16 protein-coding genes are annotated in these 16582 nt (G+C 41.4%); 7 read left to right on the top strand and 9 right to left on the bottom strand.

Annotated elements, in window-relative coordinates; all coding sequences use genetic code 11:
• Window positions 1-173: 173 nt before the first annotated feature.
• From AC5FX4_RS09060 to AC5FX4_RS09050, 3 genes are all read right to left on the bottom strand, one after another.
• Window positions 174-821, bottom strand: coding sequence for a CatA-like O-acetyltransferase (locus AC5FX4_RS09060; protein ID WP_493606098.1), 648 nt, complete (start codon window positions 819-821; stop codon window positions 174-176).
• Window positions 822-891: 70 nt separating this feature from the next.
• Window positions 892-1932, bottom strand: a complete 1041-nt coding sequence (locus AC5FX4_RS09055) for a Leu/Phe/Val dehydrogenase (protein ID WP_493606097.1) — start codon at window positions 1930-1932, stop codon at window positions 892-894.
• Between the two features lie 324 nt (window positions 1933-2256).
• Complete coding sequence (locus tag AC5FX4_RS09050) at window positions 2257-3783, bottom strand: fumarate hydratase (RefSeq protein ID WP_493606096.1); 1527 nt, start codon at window positions 3781-3783, stop codon at window positions 2257-2259.
• Between the two features lie 155 nt (window positions 3784-3938).
• Here AC5FX4_RS09050 and pabB point away from each other — a divergent pair, with 155 nt between their 5' ends.
• The 3 genes from pabB to AC5FX4_RS09035 all read left to right on the top strand — a co-directional run bounded on the left by pabB (window position 3939) and on the right by AC5FX4_RS09035 (window position 7334).
• Window positions 3939-5288: an aminodeoxychorismate synthase component I gene (pabB, locus tag AC5FX4_RS09045; protein WP_493606095.1), complete on the top strand. Its 1350-nt coding sequence runs from the start codon at window positions 3939-3941 to the stop codon at window positions 5286-5288.
• A gap of 10 nt (window positions 5289-5298) precedes the next feature.
• Window positions 5299-5874, top strand: a complete 576-nt coding sequence (locus AC5FX4_RS09040) for an NUDIX hydrolase (protein ID WP_493606094.1) — start codon at window positions 5299-5301, stop codon at window positions 5872-5874.
• Between the two features lie 83 nt (window positions 5875-5957).
• A complete protein-coding gene (locus AC5FX4_RS09035; RefSeq protein ID WP_493606093.1) occupies window positions 5958-7334 on the top strand; it encodes an L-serine ammonia-lyase in 1377 nt (458 codons plus the stop codon).
• Window positions 7335-7398: 64 nt separating this feature from the next.
• On the opposite strand, the gene AC5FX4_RS09030 is transcribed toward AC5FX4_RS09035, so the two are convergent.
• On the bottom strand, window positions 7399-8832 hold the full coding sequence (locus AC5FX4_RS09030) for a serine hydrolase domain-containing protein (RefSeq protein WP_493606092.1): 1434 nt from the start codon (window positions 8830-8832) through the stop codon (window positions 7399-7401).
• A gap of 127 nt (window positions 8833-8959) precedes the next feature.
• Between AC5FX4_RS09030 and AC5FX4_RS09025 the strand changes: the two genes are divergently transcribed.
• Window positions 8960-11035, top strand: a complete 2076-nt coding sequence (locus AC5FX4_RS09025; protein ID WP_493606091.1) for a winged helix-turn-helix domain-containing protein — start codon at window positions 8960-8962, stop codon at window positions 11033-11035.
• Window positions 11036-11106: 71 nt separating this feature from the next.
• Window positions 11107-11718 carry a LysE family translocator gene (locus tag AC5FX4_RS09020; RefSeq protein WP_493606090.1) on the top strand — a complete coding sequence of 204 codons (612 nt, stop codon included), beginning with the start codon at window positions 11107-11109 and terminating at the stop codon, window positions 11716-11718.
• A gap of 35 nt (window positions 11719-11753) precedes the next feature.
• On the opposite strand, the gene AC5FX4_RS09015 is transcribed toward AC5FX4_RS09020, so the two are convergent.
• From AC5FX4_RS09015 to AC5FX4_RS08995, 5 genes are all read right to left on the bottom strand, one after another.
• On the bottom strand, window positions 11754-12017 hold the full coding sequence (locus AC5FX4_RS09015; RefSeq protein ID WP_493606089.1) for a hypothetical protein: 264 nt from the start codon (window positions 12015-12017) through the stop codon (window positions 11754-11756).
• 3 nt (window positions 12018-12020) lie between these two features.
• Window positions 12021-12596: a rhomboid family intramembrane serine protease gene (locus tag AC5FX4_RS09010; protein WP_493606088.1), complete on the bottom strand. Its 576-nt coding sequence runs from the start codon at window positions 12594-12596 to the stop codon at window positions 12021-12023.
• A 158-nt stretch (window positions 12597-12754) separates the two neighbouring features.
• Window positions 12755-13417 carry a TolB family protein gene (locus AC5FX4_RS09005; RefSeq protein ID WP_493606087.1) on the bottom strand — a complete coding sequence of 221 codons (663 nt, stop codon included), beginning with the start codon at window positions 13415-13417 and terminating at the stop codon, window positions 12755-12757.
• 70 nt (window positions 13418-13487) lie between these two features.
• Window positions 13488-14066, bottom strand: a complete 579-nt coding sequence (locus AC5FX4_RS09000; RefSeq protein ID WP_493606086.1) for a TolB family protein — start codon at window positions 14064-14066, stop codon at window positions 13488-13490.
• Window positions 14067-14104: 38 nt separating this feature from the next.
• Window positions 14105-14764 carry a winged helix-turn-helix domain-containing protein gene (locus AC5FX4_RS08995; protein ID WP_493606085.1) on the bottom strand — a complete coding sequence of 220 codons (660 nt, stop codon included), beginning with the start codon at window positions 14762-14764 and terminating at the stop codon, window positions 14105-14107.
• Window positions 14765-15010: 246 nt separating this feature from the next.
• On the opposite strand from AC5FX4_RS08995, the gene AC5FX4_RS08990 reads away from it, so the two are divergent.
• Both AC5FX4_RS08990 and AC5FX4_RS08985 read left to right on the top strand, forming a co-directional pair.
• Complete coding sequence (locus AC5FX4_RS08990; RefSeq protein ID WP_493606084.1) at window positions 15011-15718, top strand: class I SAM-dependent methyltransferase; 708 nt, start codon at window positions 15011-15013, stop codon at window positions 15716-15718.
• Between the two features lie 12 nt (window positions 15719-15730).
• The gene (locus AC5FX4_RS08985; RefSeq protein WP_493606083.1) at window positions 15731-16537 is read left to right on the top strand and encodes a hypothetical protein; all 807 of its coding nucleotides are present in this window, start codon (window positions 15731-15733) and stop codon (window positions 16535-16537) included.
• Window positions 16538-16582 lie beyond the last annotated feature (45 nt).

Genomic DNA, 16582 nt, shown 5'->3' with positions numbered 1-16582 from the left:
TTAATGCAATATGTTTACAATTAATTACAACGCAAGAGATCTTTGTAATAGTCTCTTTAAAACTGCCAACAATTTACGCAAGACAATGAATTTAAAAGAGAATAAAAATTTTACGCACAAAATAATTGTTAATTTTGCATCACTTAAGCAATTTACATCTAATTGCCTATATTTCAACCTCTTAATTTTGTGGTTGACGAAATAACATCCCTAAGTGTAGTCAAAAATTGAGCAACATGAACACCATCAAACAAAGCATGATGCACTTCTATGTTTATAGGCATCATCCCCGTACCTTTATCATATTTGCCAAAAACGAATTTCGGGATCCCCGCACATTGGGCACTATTGTTAGACGCATGAGTAAAGCTACTGAAATTAAACCAAGGCAGTATCGAAACATGTATCTGAGCTACGTGCGTTTCGCGAAGTAAAAAGTTTTCATCCATCAACGTTTGTTCTAAGTAATGCGCTTTTTGCTTTGCACTGTGGAGACAAAATTCGGCGATGCTCTGTTGGGGCTTTAAAGGCACAAAACGAAATGTCTCATCATTGCGTAAAAAAACACAGCTTGCCATTACATCGTTTACTTCTACTGGCGCATCATCAACAATCCTTAACTTCATCGGCTTATATGCATTGACGGCGGTCAATAAGCAATAAAGGTAGCAGTCTGTAAAAGAGTAACCTTTCAATTTTGAGAAGCGATATAAACTAGAAAAGTCTAACGATGTTGTAATGTTGAATTGGGGCTTGTCAAATGAATTAAAAAAACGGAAGTGATCAGCTCGAGGCCAAGTTTTGAGGTCGATTTTCTTCATACTACGAACAAAAACAAAAAAGGGTATGCAAAGCATACCCTCTCAATGTTTTTTCGCGAACTTTTTGCGATTACAAGCCGCGTTCAATGATTTCTTGCGCTAACTCATCGGCGATAATATGCGTCGATTTTTGCTCTGATTCAGAACGAGCGAAAATTTCAGTTAACGTATCATAAATACCTTCAACGTGTTTTGTTGCGTCCGCTTCTTTATAACCTTCAGGCTTAGTCTCATAATACACATTGATGATACCACCTGCGTTAATAACGTAATCTGGTGCATAAAGTACGCCTTTTTCACGTAAAATCTCACCGTGACGAGATTCAGCTAACTGGTTGTTAGCACATCCAGCAATGATAGTTGCTTTTATACGTGGGATTGTATTGTCATTGATTGTTGCCCCTAAAGCACAAGGCGCGTATACGTCAACGTCTAAATCATAGATCTCGTCAATACCCACCGCTGTAGCGCCAAAATCGGTAACAACTCTATCTACTGATGCTTGATTAATATCAGTTACAAATAATTCAGCACCCGCTTCGTGGAGATATTTACAAAGGCCATATGCAACCGCACCTAAACCCTGCACAGCGACCTTCACACCTGATAGTTCTTGATGGCCATGCTTATGTTGGTAAGCGGCCTTAATACCTAAAAACGTACCTAGTGCTGTAAATGGCGAAGGGTTACCACTCTTACCTTCAAGACCAAGTACGTAGTTAGTCTCTTTGTGCATCATCATCACATCACCTGTGGTGATGTTTACATCCTCTGCTGAGTAGTAACTACCACCTAAACGCTCTAGGTGCTTACCAAATGCTCTGAACAAAGCTTCTGACTTAATTTCTTTTGCATCACCGATAATAACCGATTTACCACCACCAAATGGTAAACGTGCAACCGCATTTTTATAGGTCATACCTTTAGACAGACGCAATACGTCATAAACGGCATCTTCATCTTTGGCATAGTTCCAAAGTCTACAGCCACCTACAGCTGGTCCCAGCTTAGTGCTGTGGATAGCGATAATTGCTTTTAAGCCAGATGCTTCATCTGCACAAAATACCACTTGTTCATGATTATCAAATTCAACTTGGTTAAATACAGCCACTTTATAGTTCTCCGAAATGTCTCACCTATGATGGTGTTGATAGCGCTGAAGTTCGCCAAACTCTATCACTAACTTAGCATGCACGCCACAAAATGAGATGATCATCCTACTAAATACAATTAATTTAAATAATTTAGACTTAAAACTTTAATATGCAAAATATAACACCCATTTATAGCTAAAATTAAAGCTAATCTAGTTAAGATATTTTAATTATGGGCAAGGTATGTTTACGTAAACGTAAAGCCTGAGGTGGGTGTACATGTATGATTACAAAAAAGCCGCATATTACATGCGGCTTTTATTTCTAGCGTATAAACCAACTTACTTCAGTTTAGCGTCTAGTTCTTCAATCTTTGCTTTCCAAATAGCAGGGCCTTGATCGTGCGCGTTAGCACCCGTGCTATCAACTGCAACCGTCACAGGCATGTCTTCTACTTCAAACTCATAAATAGCTTCCATACCTAAGTCTTCAAAAGCAACAACACGGGCTTTCTTGATGGCTTTAGCCACAAGATATGCCGCGCCGCCTACAGCCATTAAGTAAATTGACTTATTGTTTTTGATTGACTCAACCGTTGCAGGACCACGCTCTGCTTTACCAATCATGCCAACGATACCTGTATTTTCTAGCATCATATCAGTAAACTTATCCATACGTGTTGCAGTCGTCGGGCCAGCTGGGCCTACCGCTTCGTCGCCTACCGCATCAACTGGGCCAACGTAGTAGATAAATTTATTTTCAAAATCTACGCCTTCAGGTAAACCTTCACCTGAGTTGATCATGTCTTGTAAACGCTTATGCGCCGCATCACGACCCGTTAAGATCTTACCTGATAAAAGTACTGTTTCACCCATCTTCCAATCTTGAGTATCTTCTTTTGTCAGCGTATCTAAGTTAACACGACGAGTATCTTCACCCACTTCCCATGTTACTTCTGGCCAGTCTTCTAACTTAGGTGCTTTTAGATCAGCAGGGCCTGTACCATCCAAAGTGAAATGTACATGGCGAGTCGCTGCACAGTTAGGGATCATCACTACTGGCTTTGATGCTGCGTGCGTTGGCGCTGTTTTGATTTTTACATCAACAACGGTCGTTAAACCACCTAGGCCTTGTGCACCGATACCTAGCTTGTTTGCGCGCTCAAAGATCTCTAAACGTAGCTTTTCTTCAGCAGTCTCTGCGCCGCGCTCAATCAATTCGTGAATATCAACTGGGTCCATCAAAGACTCTTTTGCCAGTACCGCTGCCTTTTCCGCAGTACCACCAATACCTATGCCTAACATGCCCGGTGGACACCAACCAGCCCCCATGGTTGGTAGTGTTTTTTCAACCCATGCTGCTACGTCATCTGACGGATTCAGCATCACCATTTTAGTTTTGTTTTCAGAACCGCCACCCTTAGCGGCAATCATCACTTCCACTTCGGCACCCGGTACCAAATCGATGTGAACAACTGAAGGCGTGTTGTCTTTGGTGTTTTTACGGCTGCCAGCCGGGTCTGCCACAATAGACGCTCGTAGAGGGTTGTCTGGGTTCAAGTACGCACGACGTGTCCCTTCATCAACCATTTGTTGAACCGTTAGATCCGTTTTATCCCATTTAACATCCATACCCACTTTTACAAAACAAGTAACAATACCGGTATCTTGGCAAAGCGGGCGTTTGCCTTCTGCAGACATACGCGAGTTAATCAAAATTTGTGCAATAGCGTCTTTTGCCGCCTTGCTTTGCTCTTTGTGATACGCTTTTTCTAAAGCCTGAACAAAATCCAATGGATGATAAAAAGAGATATATTGCAAAGCGTCTTCAATGCTATCAATGAAGTCTTGCTGACGGATCATACTCATGACGGTTCCTTAGTTTGGTTATTTAACCCGAGGTAAATAACTGAATACATCTAAAAATAGTGACCATTTTAAGCTATAGGCTAAGCCGCTATAGAAAAATAGATAAGTATGATAACCTCCCCGCCCGTTTCGGGCTAGTTTTCAGGTTCAAGTAAATGGGAAATGAACAAATTTACGTCAAAAAATTGAATATTACTTTACCGACAGAAGTGGTATTTGAGCACTTTGCGCACCTACCTAACGCAATTTTATTAGATTCGTGTAATGCAGCCCATGTTAATAGTCATTTTGATATTATCAGTATTGAGCCAGAACACCTTTTAACAGCACAACATGGACACGTTTTTTTAAATGGCTCAGTGCAAAACAAAACCTGCTTTGAGATCATGAAAACGCATCTCTCTGAGCTATCAACCCAAAAGGCCCCAAATGACTTGCCTTTTAATGGTGGTTGGCTTGGCTATTTTGGCTACGATCTAGGTCGTTATATCGAGTTATTGCCTGAACATTCAGAGCAAGATATTGATTTACCAGATTTACACATCGGCTTTTATTTAGACGCGTTGATTTACGACAATCAACTTCGGCAGTGGTATTACATCAGCCAACCTAATGCACAGCGATTTGAATTGTATGAGCGCTTTTTAAATGCCAATGTGACTGACTACAGCAATTTTAAGCTAACAAGTGATTGGCAATCGAATATGAGCCAATCACAATATAATGCGCAATTTGACCAAATTCAGCAGTATTTAAAAAGTGGCGATTGTTACCAAATCAATCTGGCTCAACGCTTCAGTGCAAACTACGAGGGAACTCCGTGGCTGGCTTATAAAAAGCTACGAGCACAAAACAAAGCCCCATTTTCGGCATTTATGAATTTGCAAGATAGTGCCATTTTATCAGTCTCTCCTGAGCGCTTTTTATTGGTCAATGACGGTCATGTAGAAACAAAACCAATCAAAGGCACTTTGCCAAGATTAAGCACCCCAGAAGCCGATAAACAGCAAGCCGAATGCTTAGCAAACAGCAGTAAAGACTGCGCCGAAAATGTTATGATTGTAGACTTGCTACGCAATGACCTAGGTAAAGTAGCCAAACCCGGAAGTGTTGAAGTGCCGAGCTTGTTCGCTATTGAAAGCTTTCCTGCGGTCCATCATCTTGTGAGTACGGTGACGAGCGAGCTGGCAGACGGAAAATGTGCCGTTGATCAGTTGGAAGCCGCTTTTCCTGGTGGTTCCATCACGGGTGCCCCAAAGATCCGTGCTATGGAAATAATCGAAGAACTTGAACCGCATCGACGCAGCGTATACTGTGGTTCAATTGGATATGTGAGTGCCTGTGGCAGAATGGATACCTCAATCACCATTCGAACTCTAGTATGTAACAATAACAAGATACATTGTTGGGCAGGTGGAGGAATTGTCGCGGATTCTAAACCAGAGCTTGAATATCAAGAGACTTACCACAAAGTAAATAAAATACTCCCTATATTGACTAAGTAAGAGCCAAGCTTTGAAACTAGATGACGTGATCACCCGCTTTCATACCAGCGCGATGCAAGTGCAAACGGCACAAGTGCCAATTAAACGCGCGTTTAAGGAAAGCGCGGTACTCATGCCATTGATTGAAACTAACGGGCAGGCTGCCCTACTATTTTGTAAACGCTCCGCCTATTTAAAACATCACCCAGCACAAGTTTGCTTTCCTGGTGGTAAAGCTGAGCCAGAAGATGTGAGCTTAGTTGCGACAGCCATTCGCGAAACGCACGAAGAACTTGGCATTACCCGGAGCAAGATCAAGCCGATTGGCGTATTAAATCAGCATGCAACCTTAACAGGCTTTTCTATCTGCCCTGTTGTAGCGGTGTTACCAAACAATGTGCAGTGGCACACACAAAGTGCGGAAGTAGAGCAAGCCTTTACTCTGCCCTTGGAAACACTGGCGGACCAAATCAACTGGCAAAACTATCAGCTGCAATTAGCGGGACAAGTACGTACTCTCCCCGGATTAATGACCCCGCATGGCCTTTTGTGGGGCGCAACCGCAAGCTTAGTCAAAAACTTTATACAATTAATCAAATCGACATAGTTAATTCATAGCACAACGGGTTACAAGGCACTGTTTTAGCGTTATGATGTGCGCCCGTTCAAAGGCAATGTTGAGTAAAGTATATGATTAGTGCATTTGATATGTTTAGTATCGGTATTGGCCCTTCGTCGTCGCATACCGTCGGTCCAATGCGCGCTTCTAGGCTGTTTGTAAAAGATTTGCAAGACAAAGGTTTGCTATCACAAACAACTGAAGTAAAAGTTGAGCTGTTTGGCTCACTAGGACAAACAGGTATAGGCCACGGCTCAGGTAAAGCCGTCATACTTGGCCTAGCTGGCTATGATCCAGAGAGCATTGACGCAGATGCAGTACCAGATATCTTGGAAAAAATCGAACAAGAACAAGTTATCTATTTGGACCAAAACTATAAAGTTAAATTTCCAAAGCAAGGCGCCATTGTTTTCCATCGCCGTAAAACACTACCTAAGCACTCCAACGCAATGGAGATCATTGCGCTAAATGGCAAAGACAAAATACACAGCCAAGTTTACTACTCGATTGGTGGTGGTTTTATTGTCACTGATGAGCAATTTGAGCAAGAAAAACAAGCGGCATTAGATATTCGTGAACAGAATCCTGCCCCTTATCCGTTCGATAACGCAGAGCAATTACTGAATCTGTGTAAAGAGTCCGGCTTAAGCGTATCGTCATTAATGATGGCCAATGAAAAAACACTCCGTACAGGTGCAGAGATCAAATCCGAGCTATTTAATATTTGGCAAGTGATGAAAGCCTGCATTGAGCGCGGTATGCGTACCGAAGGTATTTTACCCGGTGGCTTGAAGGTAAAACGTCGTGCGCCAAGCCTGTATCTGAAGTTAAATGTAGAGAATAACAACGACCCGCTTCGCGCTATGGATTGGGTTGACCTGTACGCATTGGCGGTTAATGAAGAAAACGCAGCGGGTGGTCGCGTGGTGACTGCACCAACAAACGGCGCAGCCGGTATTCTTCCAGCAGTACTCATGTACTACAACACCTTCATTCGAGAAGTTGACGAAGAAATCGCCACACGTTATTTGTTAACGGCTGCCGCAATCGGTATTTTATACAAAAAGAATGCGTCTATTTCTGGTGCCGAAGTAGGTTGCCAAGGTGAGGTCGGCGTTGCCTGTTCGATGGCTGCGGGCGCACTGACTGAAATTATGGGCGGCAATGTGGTCAACGTTGAAAACGCGGCAGAAATCGGTATGGAGCACAACTTAGGCCTTACCTGTGACCCTGTTGGCGGCTTAGTGCAGGTGCCATGTATTGAACGTAATGCAATGGGTGCCGTAAAAGCGATTAACGCGTCTCGTTTGGCCATGCGTGGTACCGGTGAGCAAAAAGTATCGCTTGATAAAGTGATAAAAACCATGCTCGACACTGGTAATGATATGAAAACCAAATACAAAGAAACCGCTCGCGGTGGCTTAGCGGTAAATATCATCGAGTGTTAATAAACGCGCACATTTAAAGCTTATACCCAAAATAGCTGGGTATAAGCTTTACGTTCAATTTCTCTTATAGCTTCTCGATAAGATCGTTCATCGCAAACACGATGGGTTCCCCGGCTGCATCACTATTGCCAAGCACTGCAAGTATATAACCCTTATCACGATAAATATTTAACTGTGCACTCATACCTAAGTGACTACCGTTGTGCCCTATTACTTGATTACCCGCAGAACCTCGCACAGAAAAGCCATAACCATATCTGGGTGAATGTAACTCAGGCTTTGCCGAGGTCGTCTCTGCAGTCAGTGTTGAATTGAGTAATTGATTATTCAATAAAGCCTGAGCAAAATGGTGTAAATCACCGACCGTTGAATACCCGCCACCTGCTGGACCACCTTTCACACCTTGCATCACTAAGTTTTCGGTAAGCGTTTTAGTGTCTGTCGAATACCAATAACTTCTCGCAGTATTTTTGATTGGCACATCAATGTCGAAGCTACCACTGTTTGTCATGCTGGCTTTTTTGTAGATATGCTGATCGATGTAATCGTAATAACTCTGTTTAGACACAGCCTCAATCACATGACCCAGCATCCTCATTCCAGTACTACTATATTGCCAACGGCTGCCTGGCTCAAAATTCAGTTTTACATCTTTGTATAATGTCAGCGAGTCATTCAGTGTTCGGATCTTTGATTGATGACTAATCATATTCGGAATGCCACCCAACCCTGATGTATGCGTCAGTAATTGTCTTATCGTAATTTTATCAAACTGCCCTTCACCAAAATACTTTCTGTCCATGTACTGAGTCAGTTTGTCTGTGAGTGATAGCTTGCCAGCTTCTACTAATTGCATAATCGCCACGCCGGTAAACATTTTATTCATAGAGCCAATCTGAAATTTTGTATCGATGTTATTTTTGACATCATAACGCCTTGATGCTAGGCCATAAGCTTGTTTAAACAACACTTTATCGCCTTTAGCTAACAACACAGTGCCTGAAAAAGCCTCATTACGCGCAAGGTGTTCTGTCAGTGACTTTAGCGTTTGAAGTACTTCTTCCTCATTTGGCGACTGTACTGCAAATATCCCCAAATTGGTTGGTGTAATATACCAACCGGTGATCTTCAACTCGTCATTGACATTAATCACAAGTGAATACTCTAGCCCCGTTTTAAGAGAAGAAACTTGGCCCGTTATTTGGGTCTGCTGATTATCTTGCGTACGCTTCACATGCTTTAGAGTGAGAGCTTGATGCAACAGGGCTGTATTCATCGTATACCCTATGTAACGTTCCCTGCCCGAATTATCCCAGCGAGCTAAAGCCTCTTTCGTAAAATTTTTATCCACATAGTTCGTAATGCGCTCAAGGCTGTTGCTATTAAGTATATGAATGAACTCTTTAACCAAGCGCTGGTCTTGAGGTAAGGTTGTGCTCTCTTTTGCAAGTGTATGCACACTTATAAAAATAAATAAAAATATCTGTAAGTAACGCATCTAATTCTATTCCTTCTGTCTTTATGTATGATAAAAGTGAGTTAACTTACTGAATTTAATAACGTTCAAGACGACACAAAGCGATGAATTTGCACTTAAAAAATAATTAAGAAAGAATTAAGAAAAAATGAGCTTAAATAACAATAAGTTAAAAAGTGAATTAGACAACAAGCTATTCGCTAATGTGTTTTATATCGGTCAAACATGCGTAAAACCACATACTGGCGAAATTACTGTCGATGGCAAAACACATATTCTTGAACCTAAAGTGATGGACTTGCTCATTGCACTATGTGAGCGCAAAAACACAATTATCAGTGCTGAGAGCCTATTTGAACGTGTTTGGCCGCACTCCATTTACAGTCCAAACTCAGTGAGGCGCAATATCGCACTGCTACGCAAATTGTTAGGTGATGAGGATAAATCTCTAATAAAAACACACCCCAAACGTGGCTACAGTTTACAAGCCACCATCACATTTGAGCAGCATGACACACCAACAAACACCATAAAAGAAACAACACACAAACCCACAATGCATCGTTTAGCCTTAAGCGTAATTGTGCTGAGCATTTTGAGTTTGCCATTCTTTTACTGGCACATGCACAACAGCTCTAACACTACCTTGAGCAACATTAAGCCCATTACTTCTAGTAGCGAACTAGAACACTACATGCGGGTAAGCCCCGATGCCCGTTACATGGCTATCGTACGTAGTCGCGCAGAAAAAGACACTGAGAAACAAATTTTTATTCAAGACTTGAAACTAAACAAAACTTGGCAGGTGAGCGCACTTTCAAAGCCTTACCGGTATTTAGCTTGGAGCGACACACATACCCTTTTGTACTCCAGTTTAAATGGCAGTCATGTTGAGTTTGGGAAAATTGTATTAGACGAGCAGTATCAACACGCGCATCAAGAAGCACTGCGCTTAAGGGATGACATTAATTGGAGCAGTCCCTTCTTTGTCGATAGCGCCAACAATTTATTGTATTTAGCAAATAAAAACGCCTCTGAGCAGAGTCGCAACGTGTCACTTTACAAACACAATCTTAACTCAGGGGAAGTCATTACCTTACTTGCGCCCATCGACAAATTTAAGCCCTACAAAATCAGTCTATCCGATGACCAAAACACGCTTGCTCTGGTTGGCTTTAACGAACAATCAAAATCCGTGGTGAAGCTGCTTGACCTAAATACATTACAACAGCAGCAAATCGCAGAATTAAATCATGACTGGTATTTTTTAACCTGGCACGCAAATACGGGTTCGTTCTTACTGAGCAATGGTAGTCAACTTTCTAAACTAACAATTGATGGCCATTGGTCTATGCTACCTTATAGTAACTACCACTTTTTACAGTATATTCAATCCGTTAATAATAAGCTCTACTTCATTGAAAACCGTATTGACGAGGATGTGTACATTACCTCTCAAGACGACTTTACAAATTTACAGGAAGTCGCAAATTCTAACGGAGCTGACTGGGGCGCTTCACTCTCCCCCGATGAAACAAAAGTCGCTTTCATTTCAACTCGAAATGGCTTTTCTCAACTATTTACACAGCATTTAGGCTCAAAGGCACAAACGCTTATTTTCGAAAACAACGCAAAAGAGCTGGCCATCGCTCCGCCAATTTGGCGAAACAACCACCAACTGATCAGCGCTTTGAATAATCGTCCTTTTTTATTGGATATATCGAAAAATGGTACGCAAGTGACATGGCTCAAAAATATAATTGGTGTGCCACTAGCATGGCTCAACGAAGGCAACGCTATTGTCTATATGGACAAATCTGCGCAAGGTGACAGTTTGCATGAATACAATCTGGCTAGTTCAAAAAGTAGCGCGCTTAACGTACATTTACAAAACCAGCAATTGGGAGTGAACGACAAAAATCAACTTATCATTGCCGCTAATAATGTCATTCAAAACATCAGCACTAAAGCAACGCTCATAAACACCACAGGCTCAAATATACACTTATATACAACGCAATCTGGCATGTATTATCGCGTAAAAGATATAAATGGTTATTACTTGAAATTTTATGACTATCACAGTGGAAAAATTCAAACAACCCAACCTCAGGACGAATTTTGTGAGAAGTACTGTAGTCAACTTACTGAAATCTCAAATAGTTACTATTTATTGACGAAAAAGCAAAGGCAATCTGATGTTTTGTCATTGGATATTCATTGAACAATAACCTAACCGTTGAATCACTCGTTACTGATTCGATAACTTTTAAACTGACGATTTTGGAGCCCGTTGTGACTTTTGATACTTACCTTACTTTATTTAGCGCTATGTTTATTGTCGCTATTGTCCCTGGCCCCGCCGTCTTTGCGATAACCACAGCATCCATGGCAGGTGGTTTTCGCCGTGGTATGTTTATGAGCATGGGTATCGTGCTTGCCGATTATATTTTTATCTTGCTGGCCGTATCTGGTCTTTCTCATCTTTCTGAATATATGGGCAGTGCTTTTATTGCGATAAAATATCTGTGTGCCGCTTATTTGATTTGGATTGGTATCAACTTATTCTTGTCAAAGCCACATGATGCAAAACCAACTATGCTCCCTCAAACACGTAAATTTGATGTCCTTTCAGGCTTTTTACTAACAATGAGTAACCCAAAGGCCATTGTTTTTTATCTCGCCCTATTTCCTGCGTTTGTGAATTTTCAGGACATAACAAACCATGATATTTTAGGGATCCTCCTATGCGCCACTTTAGCATTTGGATCAGTTAACTTGGGATACGCGTATATCTCTTCAAAAGCAAAAACACTGGTATCAAATACTAAGCGTCAAAGCATATTTAACAAACTCGCTGGAACAGTTTTATCTGCGACGGGCGTCGCTATCGCTATGCGAAATTAAAAGGCGTTACGATGAATACAGAGCAGCATTGCTGCTCAATTATCTGAGCGAATGATATGACCAACTGCCCTTATCGACATGGCAATCGCCTGATACGGTAAATAAATAATAAGCTCCAATAACTCATACCAAGCACTCTCTTCTTTTTCACCCTCTGGCCACAAATTCTTTGCACAAATATAGCCAACGGCTGCACTCACTAATACGTAGATATCAAAGTTATTTATTAATAGGTCTAAAGCCAAGTAGCTACTTATCACAAATACAAAAACGGATAAAACCACGCGAAGAGCAATCATACTTCAGCTGTTTTCTCTAAAACGAGGCTTTTTATAAGGCACGCCCCTATTCCTGAACAAAAAAGCGGCAAAGCCCCCACTAATAAAACCAAATAAGTGACTTGAAGCACTGATGTTTTCACCAAACGAGAATAAAGTGCCCAGTAGATTAATTTGAAAATACTGCGTGCCCGCAAGCAGTGCGAGCGCAATCACAAAGCTCCATACATTGCGCCTAAAAATAGCACTGCCCATGATAAAGCCAAAGTAACCCATAACGATGCCAGACGCCCCAACGTGGATTGCATAACTTGCCAATAGCCAAACCAGAATGCCTGTGAGCAAAAAAATAACAGCCGTAGAACGTTTAAAACAAGGTAATTGACTCGCCAAATAGCCACTGACGAGCAAACCCAAGGTATTACCAATTAAGTGCTGCCAGTCGCCGTGTAAAAATGGATAGGTAATTATACCCAGCAAGTGCGATTGACTGTGTGGCACCAAACCGAGCATGTCCAACCTCAAGCCCGTAACAACCTTAAAAACGTGTACCACCCACATCATTGTGAGCATTGCCAAAATGAGCTTAAAATTGCTCATCGCGCTCAAGTAACGTACCAAAACCCTATCTTTTAATGCCATGATTTACTCAAAGTCTATTGCCCAAAACCGTGGAGGTACCTTGCTGAAAACGCCTCGTTTTCTCTAAAAAGGAAAGCGTGAACTTACCCCTTTGGATAAAAACGTCTTGCAGCACGTTAATCCTTTGCGAATGTTAACTGCATAATGTCCGATTCTACATTGTTCCAAAATGAATACACTAAAGTTTGGCAGTTATTCGTTAAATCAAACTTTAAACGCGCCGTTGTAGGCATACTTTTCACCACAGAACGCTCAGCGCTTTGTGTATCATATCGCCAAAGAACGGCCTTTTGATCTTGAGTTAAATAAAAGAGAGAGCCGGTACAAACCGCAAAGTTATCACTTCGACTCACATCAGGCACCACCAAACTCTCTTCCATTGTTAATAAATCTAACTTCCAGATACCCGATTTTCGGTATTTAGTAAAATATATCTCATCTTGATTAAGTGAACGTCGACTTTGATAACCACCTTTTTGTGTTATTTGTTGCGATTTTTTACTTTCCATATCATATCGCCATAGCTGCCAGTCACCGCTTTTGTCTGATGCAAAATAAAATGCACGACCATCATTTGAAAACGCTGGAAAAGCCGCACTCGCCGCACCCAAGCGCAATGCTTGCATCGTGTCTTTTATTACATTTACGAGATATAAACGCTTATCGGCAGAGGCAACCAGCACGTCAACGCCATTTGGTGACCATGAGTAAGTTTCGATCTGAATATCGGATGGCACTGAAGCAATGACCTTAAGTACATCTTGTGTATGTAACCACAATTGCTCTGTACCATTTCGTTTGGATAGAAAAAGCAGCGATTTACCGTCTGGAGAATACGCAGGTTGTTCATCAGAACGGCTTGAGTTTAACGTCAGCTTTTCCCCAACCGCACCCGATATCTTGCTGCCACAGATCCACAGAGGCGCTTTGGGTGGAATAGATAACCTTGCTTTGTGATTTACTGAGTTCTGGGTAATGAATAGGCTGAGGCGACTGATAAAGAGCGGTGATCTCACCCGAATTCACATTCAAGCGTTTTAACTTACCGCCAGAGCGATTATCACTAAATACTATTGACTGTTCATCCGACGTCCAACTAGGATTCCAAGTTAAAAACCGCAACTCGGTAATACGTCGCTCTTGACCAGTCTGAAGATTTTTAACAAATACCTGATTATTCCCCCAATATTTATTGCGTAGAAACAGTAACCATTTTCCACTTGGTGATAATGCCAGTTCATTATCGCCATAGTAGTTGTTTTCTTTGGCTGTTACTTCATCTAATTTTGAGATATTCAAATCGAGGTGAAAGATCTGATAAGGCTGTGCACTATTCTCTCTATCCGTAAAATACAAAGATTGATCATCCACAGACCATTCAACATTGCTATAGTGCTCTATTGCACCACATTCATACACCGTTTCCATCTCTTGTGGCTGTCCATTTGGACTAAGGTGCAAAATGTTTAACTGACAACGACCTTTGCCTTTGCGAAAAAAACCACCTTGCGTTTATCATGGGAAAATGAGGGAGCTCGGTCATCAAACAAAGAGTGTGTAAGCTGTACTATTTGCTGGGAGTTAAGTTTTTTTAGGTATAAATGATATGGCGTGTCAGCCTGTTCTCTATGTCTATAAACAAGCCATTGTTCATCATCAGACAATGATGCATCGTATTCAAATCCGGGCTCACTGGTCAAAGGTTCAAACACGGGTGTATCTATTTTGAAAACTTGCCCGCCACGCGGCAAGTACAAAAACAGTACTGTACTAAACAACAGTACAATCCCCCCAAACCACAACCCTTTTTTTGCATCGTAGCGTCGAATCTTTGGCTTAGGATTCGTTTGTGCAACTGGCGCTCCATCCGTATTCTCAACACGCACAGCCGCAATAAACCGATAGCCCTTTTTGGCAACCGTTTGAATGTACCTTGGCGTTTCTACATTATCCGCAAAGACTTTCCTTAAGATGCCAACCACTCTATTGATGGCACCTTCACTCACTTGCGATGACCAAACATCGGCCATGATTTGCTGGCGAGATAACACTTCACTGGCATGGCTCGCAAAATAGCAAAGCAATGCCATTGCTTGCGGTTCTAAGGTATGCACGTCATTACCCATCACAATTTAATTGAGCGTTTTTTCGACTCTAAATTCACCTACAAAAAACACATTGGGTAATGCATCACTCACAGTTCACACCATTTATTAACTAAATTCAGCTACACAACATAGCATTTAACTCATTGATAATGAATAACATCATAGAATCATCATCAAATAATAAAGAAGATATAGCCACCGAAATCTTGAGATACTTAGGGTAACTGGTCATTAATGCACTTGTTTACTAAACAGGAGCTCATAATGAGAAAAACAATTTTAACACTAAGCTGTTTTGCTGCACTTAATTTACCTTTATTTTGCCAAGCCAATCACTTTGAAAGTGTGCTAAATCAAACTGACAGACCCGCAACCGATAAGTTACGTGATCAGCACAGAAAACCCGAGCGTATTCTTGAACTGGTTGATATACAACCCAACATGACCGTAGTAGATTTTATCGCAGGGCGCGGTTACTACACCGATATTTTTGCTCGAACACTCAATAATTCTGGAAAACTCTTTTCCGTCAAAGCCAAGCTCGCTGAGCGAGATTTGAGTAAATTCAAAAATATTACTGTTTTACAAGAACTTGAACTTGGTGATCTTACAGTTCAGGCTGACAGAATATTCACCGCACTTAACTACCATGACCTTGTTAACAAAGATGAATTAGATCGGCAAAAGCTACTTGCTACTATTTACCAAAAACTCAAAGATGACGGCTACTTTATCGTGATTGATCACAATGCAGCACCGGGCTCGGGTATTTCTTCCACCAAAAAACTACATCGCGTTGAAAACACCTTTGTTTTGAACGAAATACTTGGCGCTGGATTTATCCTAGTGCAGTCATCTAGCGCATTGGCCAACCCTAACGACGACTATCAACAAGATGTATGGCAAACCAGTACAAAAGGCCAAACTGATAGGTTTGTATATAAATTCAAAAAGCCAAAATTGGTAAAATAAGGAGTGATAACAATGAGTCACGTAATTCGACTTATATTATTAGCTGCGGCAATTTACAGTAATGTGATCTTTGCCAGCAGCCACAATCTCCAAGAAAAGACAAACATACTTTTCATTGGTAACAGTTATACTGGCGCCAACTATTTACCTTCCGTGATACAACAAATCGCTAAGGCAAATGGCAAGCAGCTTTCTTTTTCAGCTGAAATAAAAAATGGTACGCCGCGCTATCAGCATTGGCAATTAGGTAATGCACAACAATTGATACTGTCTAAAAAGTGGCACTACGTTGTGCTACAAGATGCCAGTGGTAGTGCATTGGAGCACCCAGAAAAAACCCTACAATATGGTAAACTGTTTGTCGATTTGATAAAGCAACAAGGTGCAACACCTTTGTTATTCAATACATGGGCCTACAAAGGGATACCTAACTGGGTAACTGAGTTACAAGACGAAAGCCTAAAGTCAAAGTTTATACAGTTTATTCCTCATATGGCTGATAAAACTAACGCGCTTTATCAACAGCTTAGTGAGGTATCGGGAGCGACTGTGGTAAAGGTGGGACAACATTGGCAGGCATTGAGTCAAATATCCGCAGATATTCAGTTACACTCGGCGGATAAGTCTCATCCGTCCCCTACAGGTACATATTTCACTGCTATGCTGTTTTACCAAAGCATTTATGGTGAGGCCCCTAGCTCGCTACCAGATAGTATAAAAACACATTATAATCAAACAAAAATGGATCAAATACTGACCATCAATATCCAACGAAACCTGGCTGATTTAATGTTAAACGCCATGGCTAAGCAAGTATAAAACTGCTTTGGTATTTCCTAACACAACAAACCGAGCATTTGCTCG

This window comes from Pseudoalteromonas sp. ATL1 (genome assembly GCF_058933015.1).
The sequence above is the reverse complement of the archived record's forward strand: the minus strand, read 5'-3'. Positions and strand labels throughout refer to the sequence as shown.

Coding starts and splice junctions, on each gene's coding strand:
- AC5FX4_RS09060 (WP_493606098.1), bottom strand. CDS start 821: ATGAAGAAAATCGACCTCAAAACTTGGCCTCGAGCTGATCACTTCCGT.
- AC5FX4_RS09025 (WP_493606091.1), top strand. CDS start 8,960: ATGAGCTTAAATAACAATAAGTTAAAAAGTGAATTAGACAACAAGCTA.
- AC5FX4_RS09030 (WP_493606092.1), bottom strand. CDS start 8,832: ATGCGTTACTTACAGATATTTTTATTTATTTTTATAAGTGTGCATACA.
- AC5FX4_RS09050 (WP_493606096.1), bottom strand. CDS start 3,783: ATGAGTATGATCCGTCAGCAAGACTTCATTGATAGCATTGAAGACGCT.
- AC5FX4_RS08985 (WP_493606083.1), top strand. CDS start 15,731: ATGAGTCACGTAATTCGACTTATATTATTAGCTGCGGCAATTTACAGT.
- AC5FX4_RS09015 (WP_493606089.1), bottom strand. CDS start 12,017: ATGATTGCTCTTCGCGTGGTTTTATCCGTTTTTGTATTTGTGATAAGT.
- AC5FX4_RS09010 (WP_493606088.1), bottom strand. CDS start 12,596: ATGAGCAATTTTAAGCTCATTTTGGCAATGCTCACAATGATGTGGGTG.
- AC5FX4_RS08990 (WP_493606084.1), top strand. CDS start 15,011: ATGAGAAAAACAATTTTAACACTAAGCTGTTTTGCTGCACTTAATTTA.
- AC5FX4_RS08995 (WP_493606085.1), bottom strand. CDS start 14,764: ATGGGTAATGACGTGCATACCTTAGAACCGCAAGCAATGGCATTGCTT.
- pabB (WP_493606095.1), top strand. CDS start 3,939: ATGGGAAATGAACAAATTTACGTCAAAAAATTGAATATTACTTTACCG.
- AC5FX4_RS09035 (WP_493606093.1), top strand. CDS start 5,958: ATGATTAGTGCATTTGATATGTTTAGTATCGGTATTGGCCCTTCGTCG.
- AC5FX4_RS09000 (WP_493606086.1), bottom strand. CDS start 14,066: ATGGAAACGGTGTATGAATGTGGTGCAATAGAGCACTATAGCAATGTT.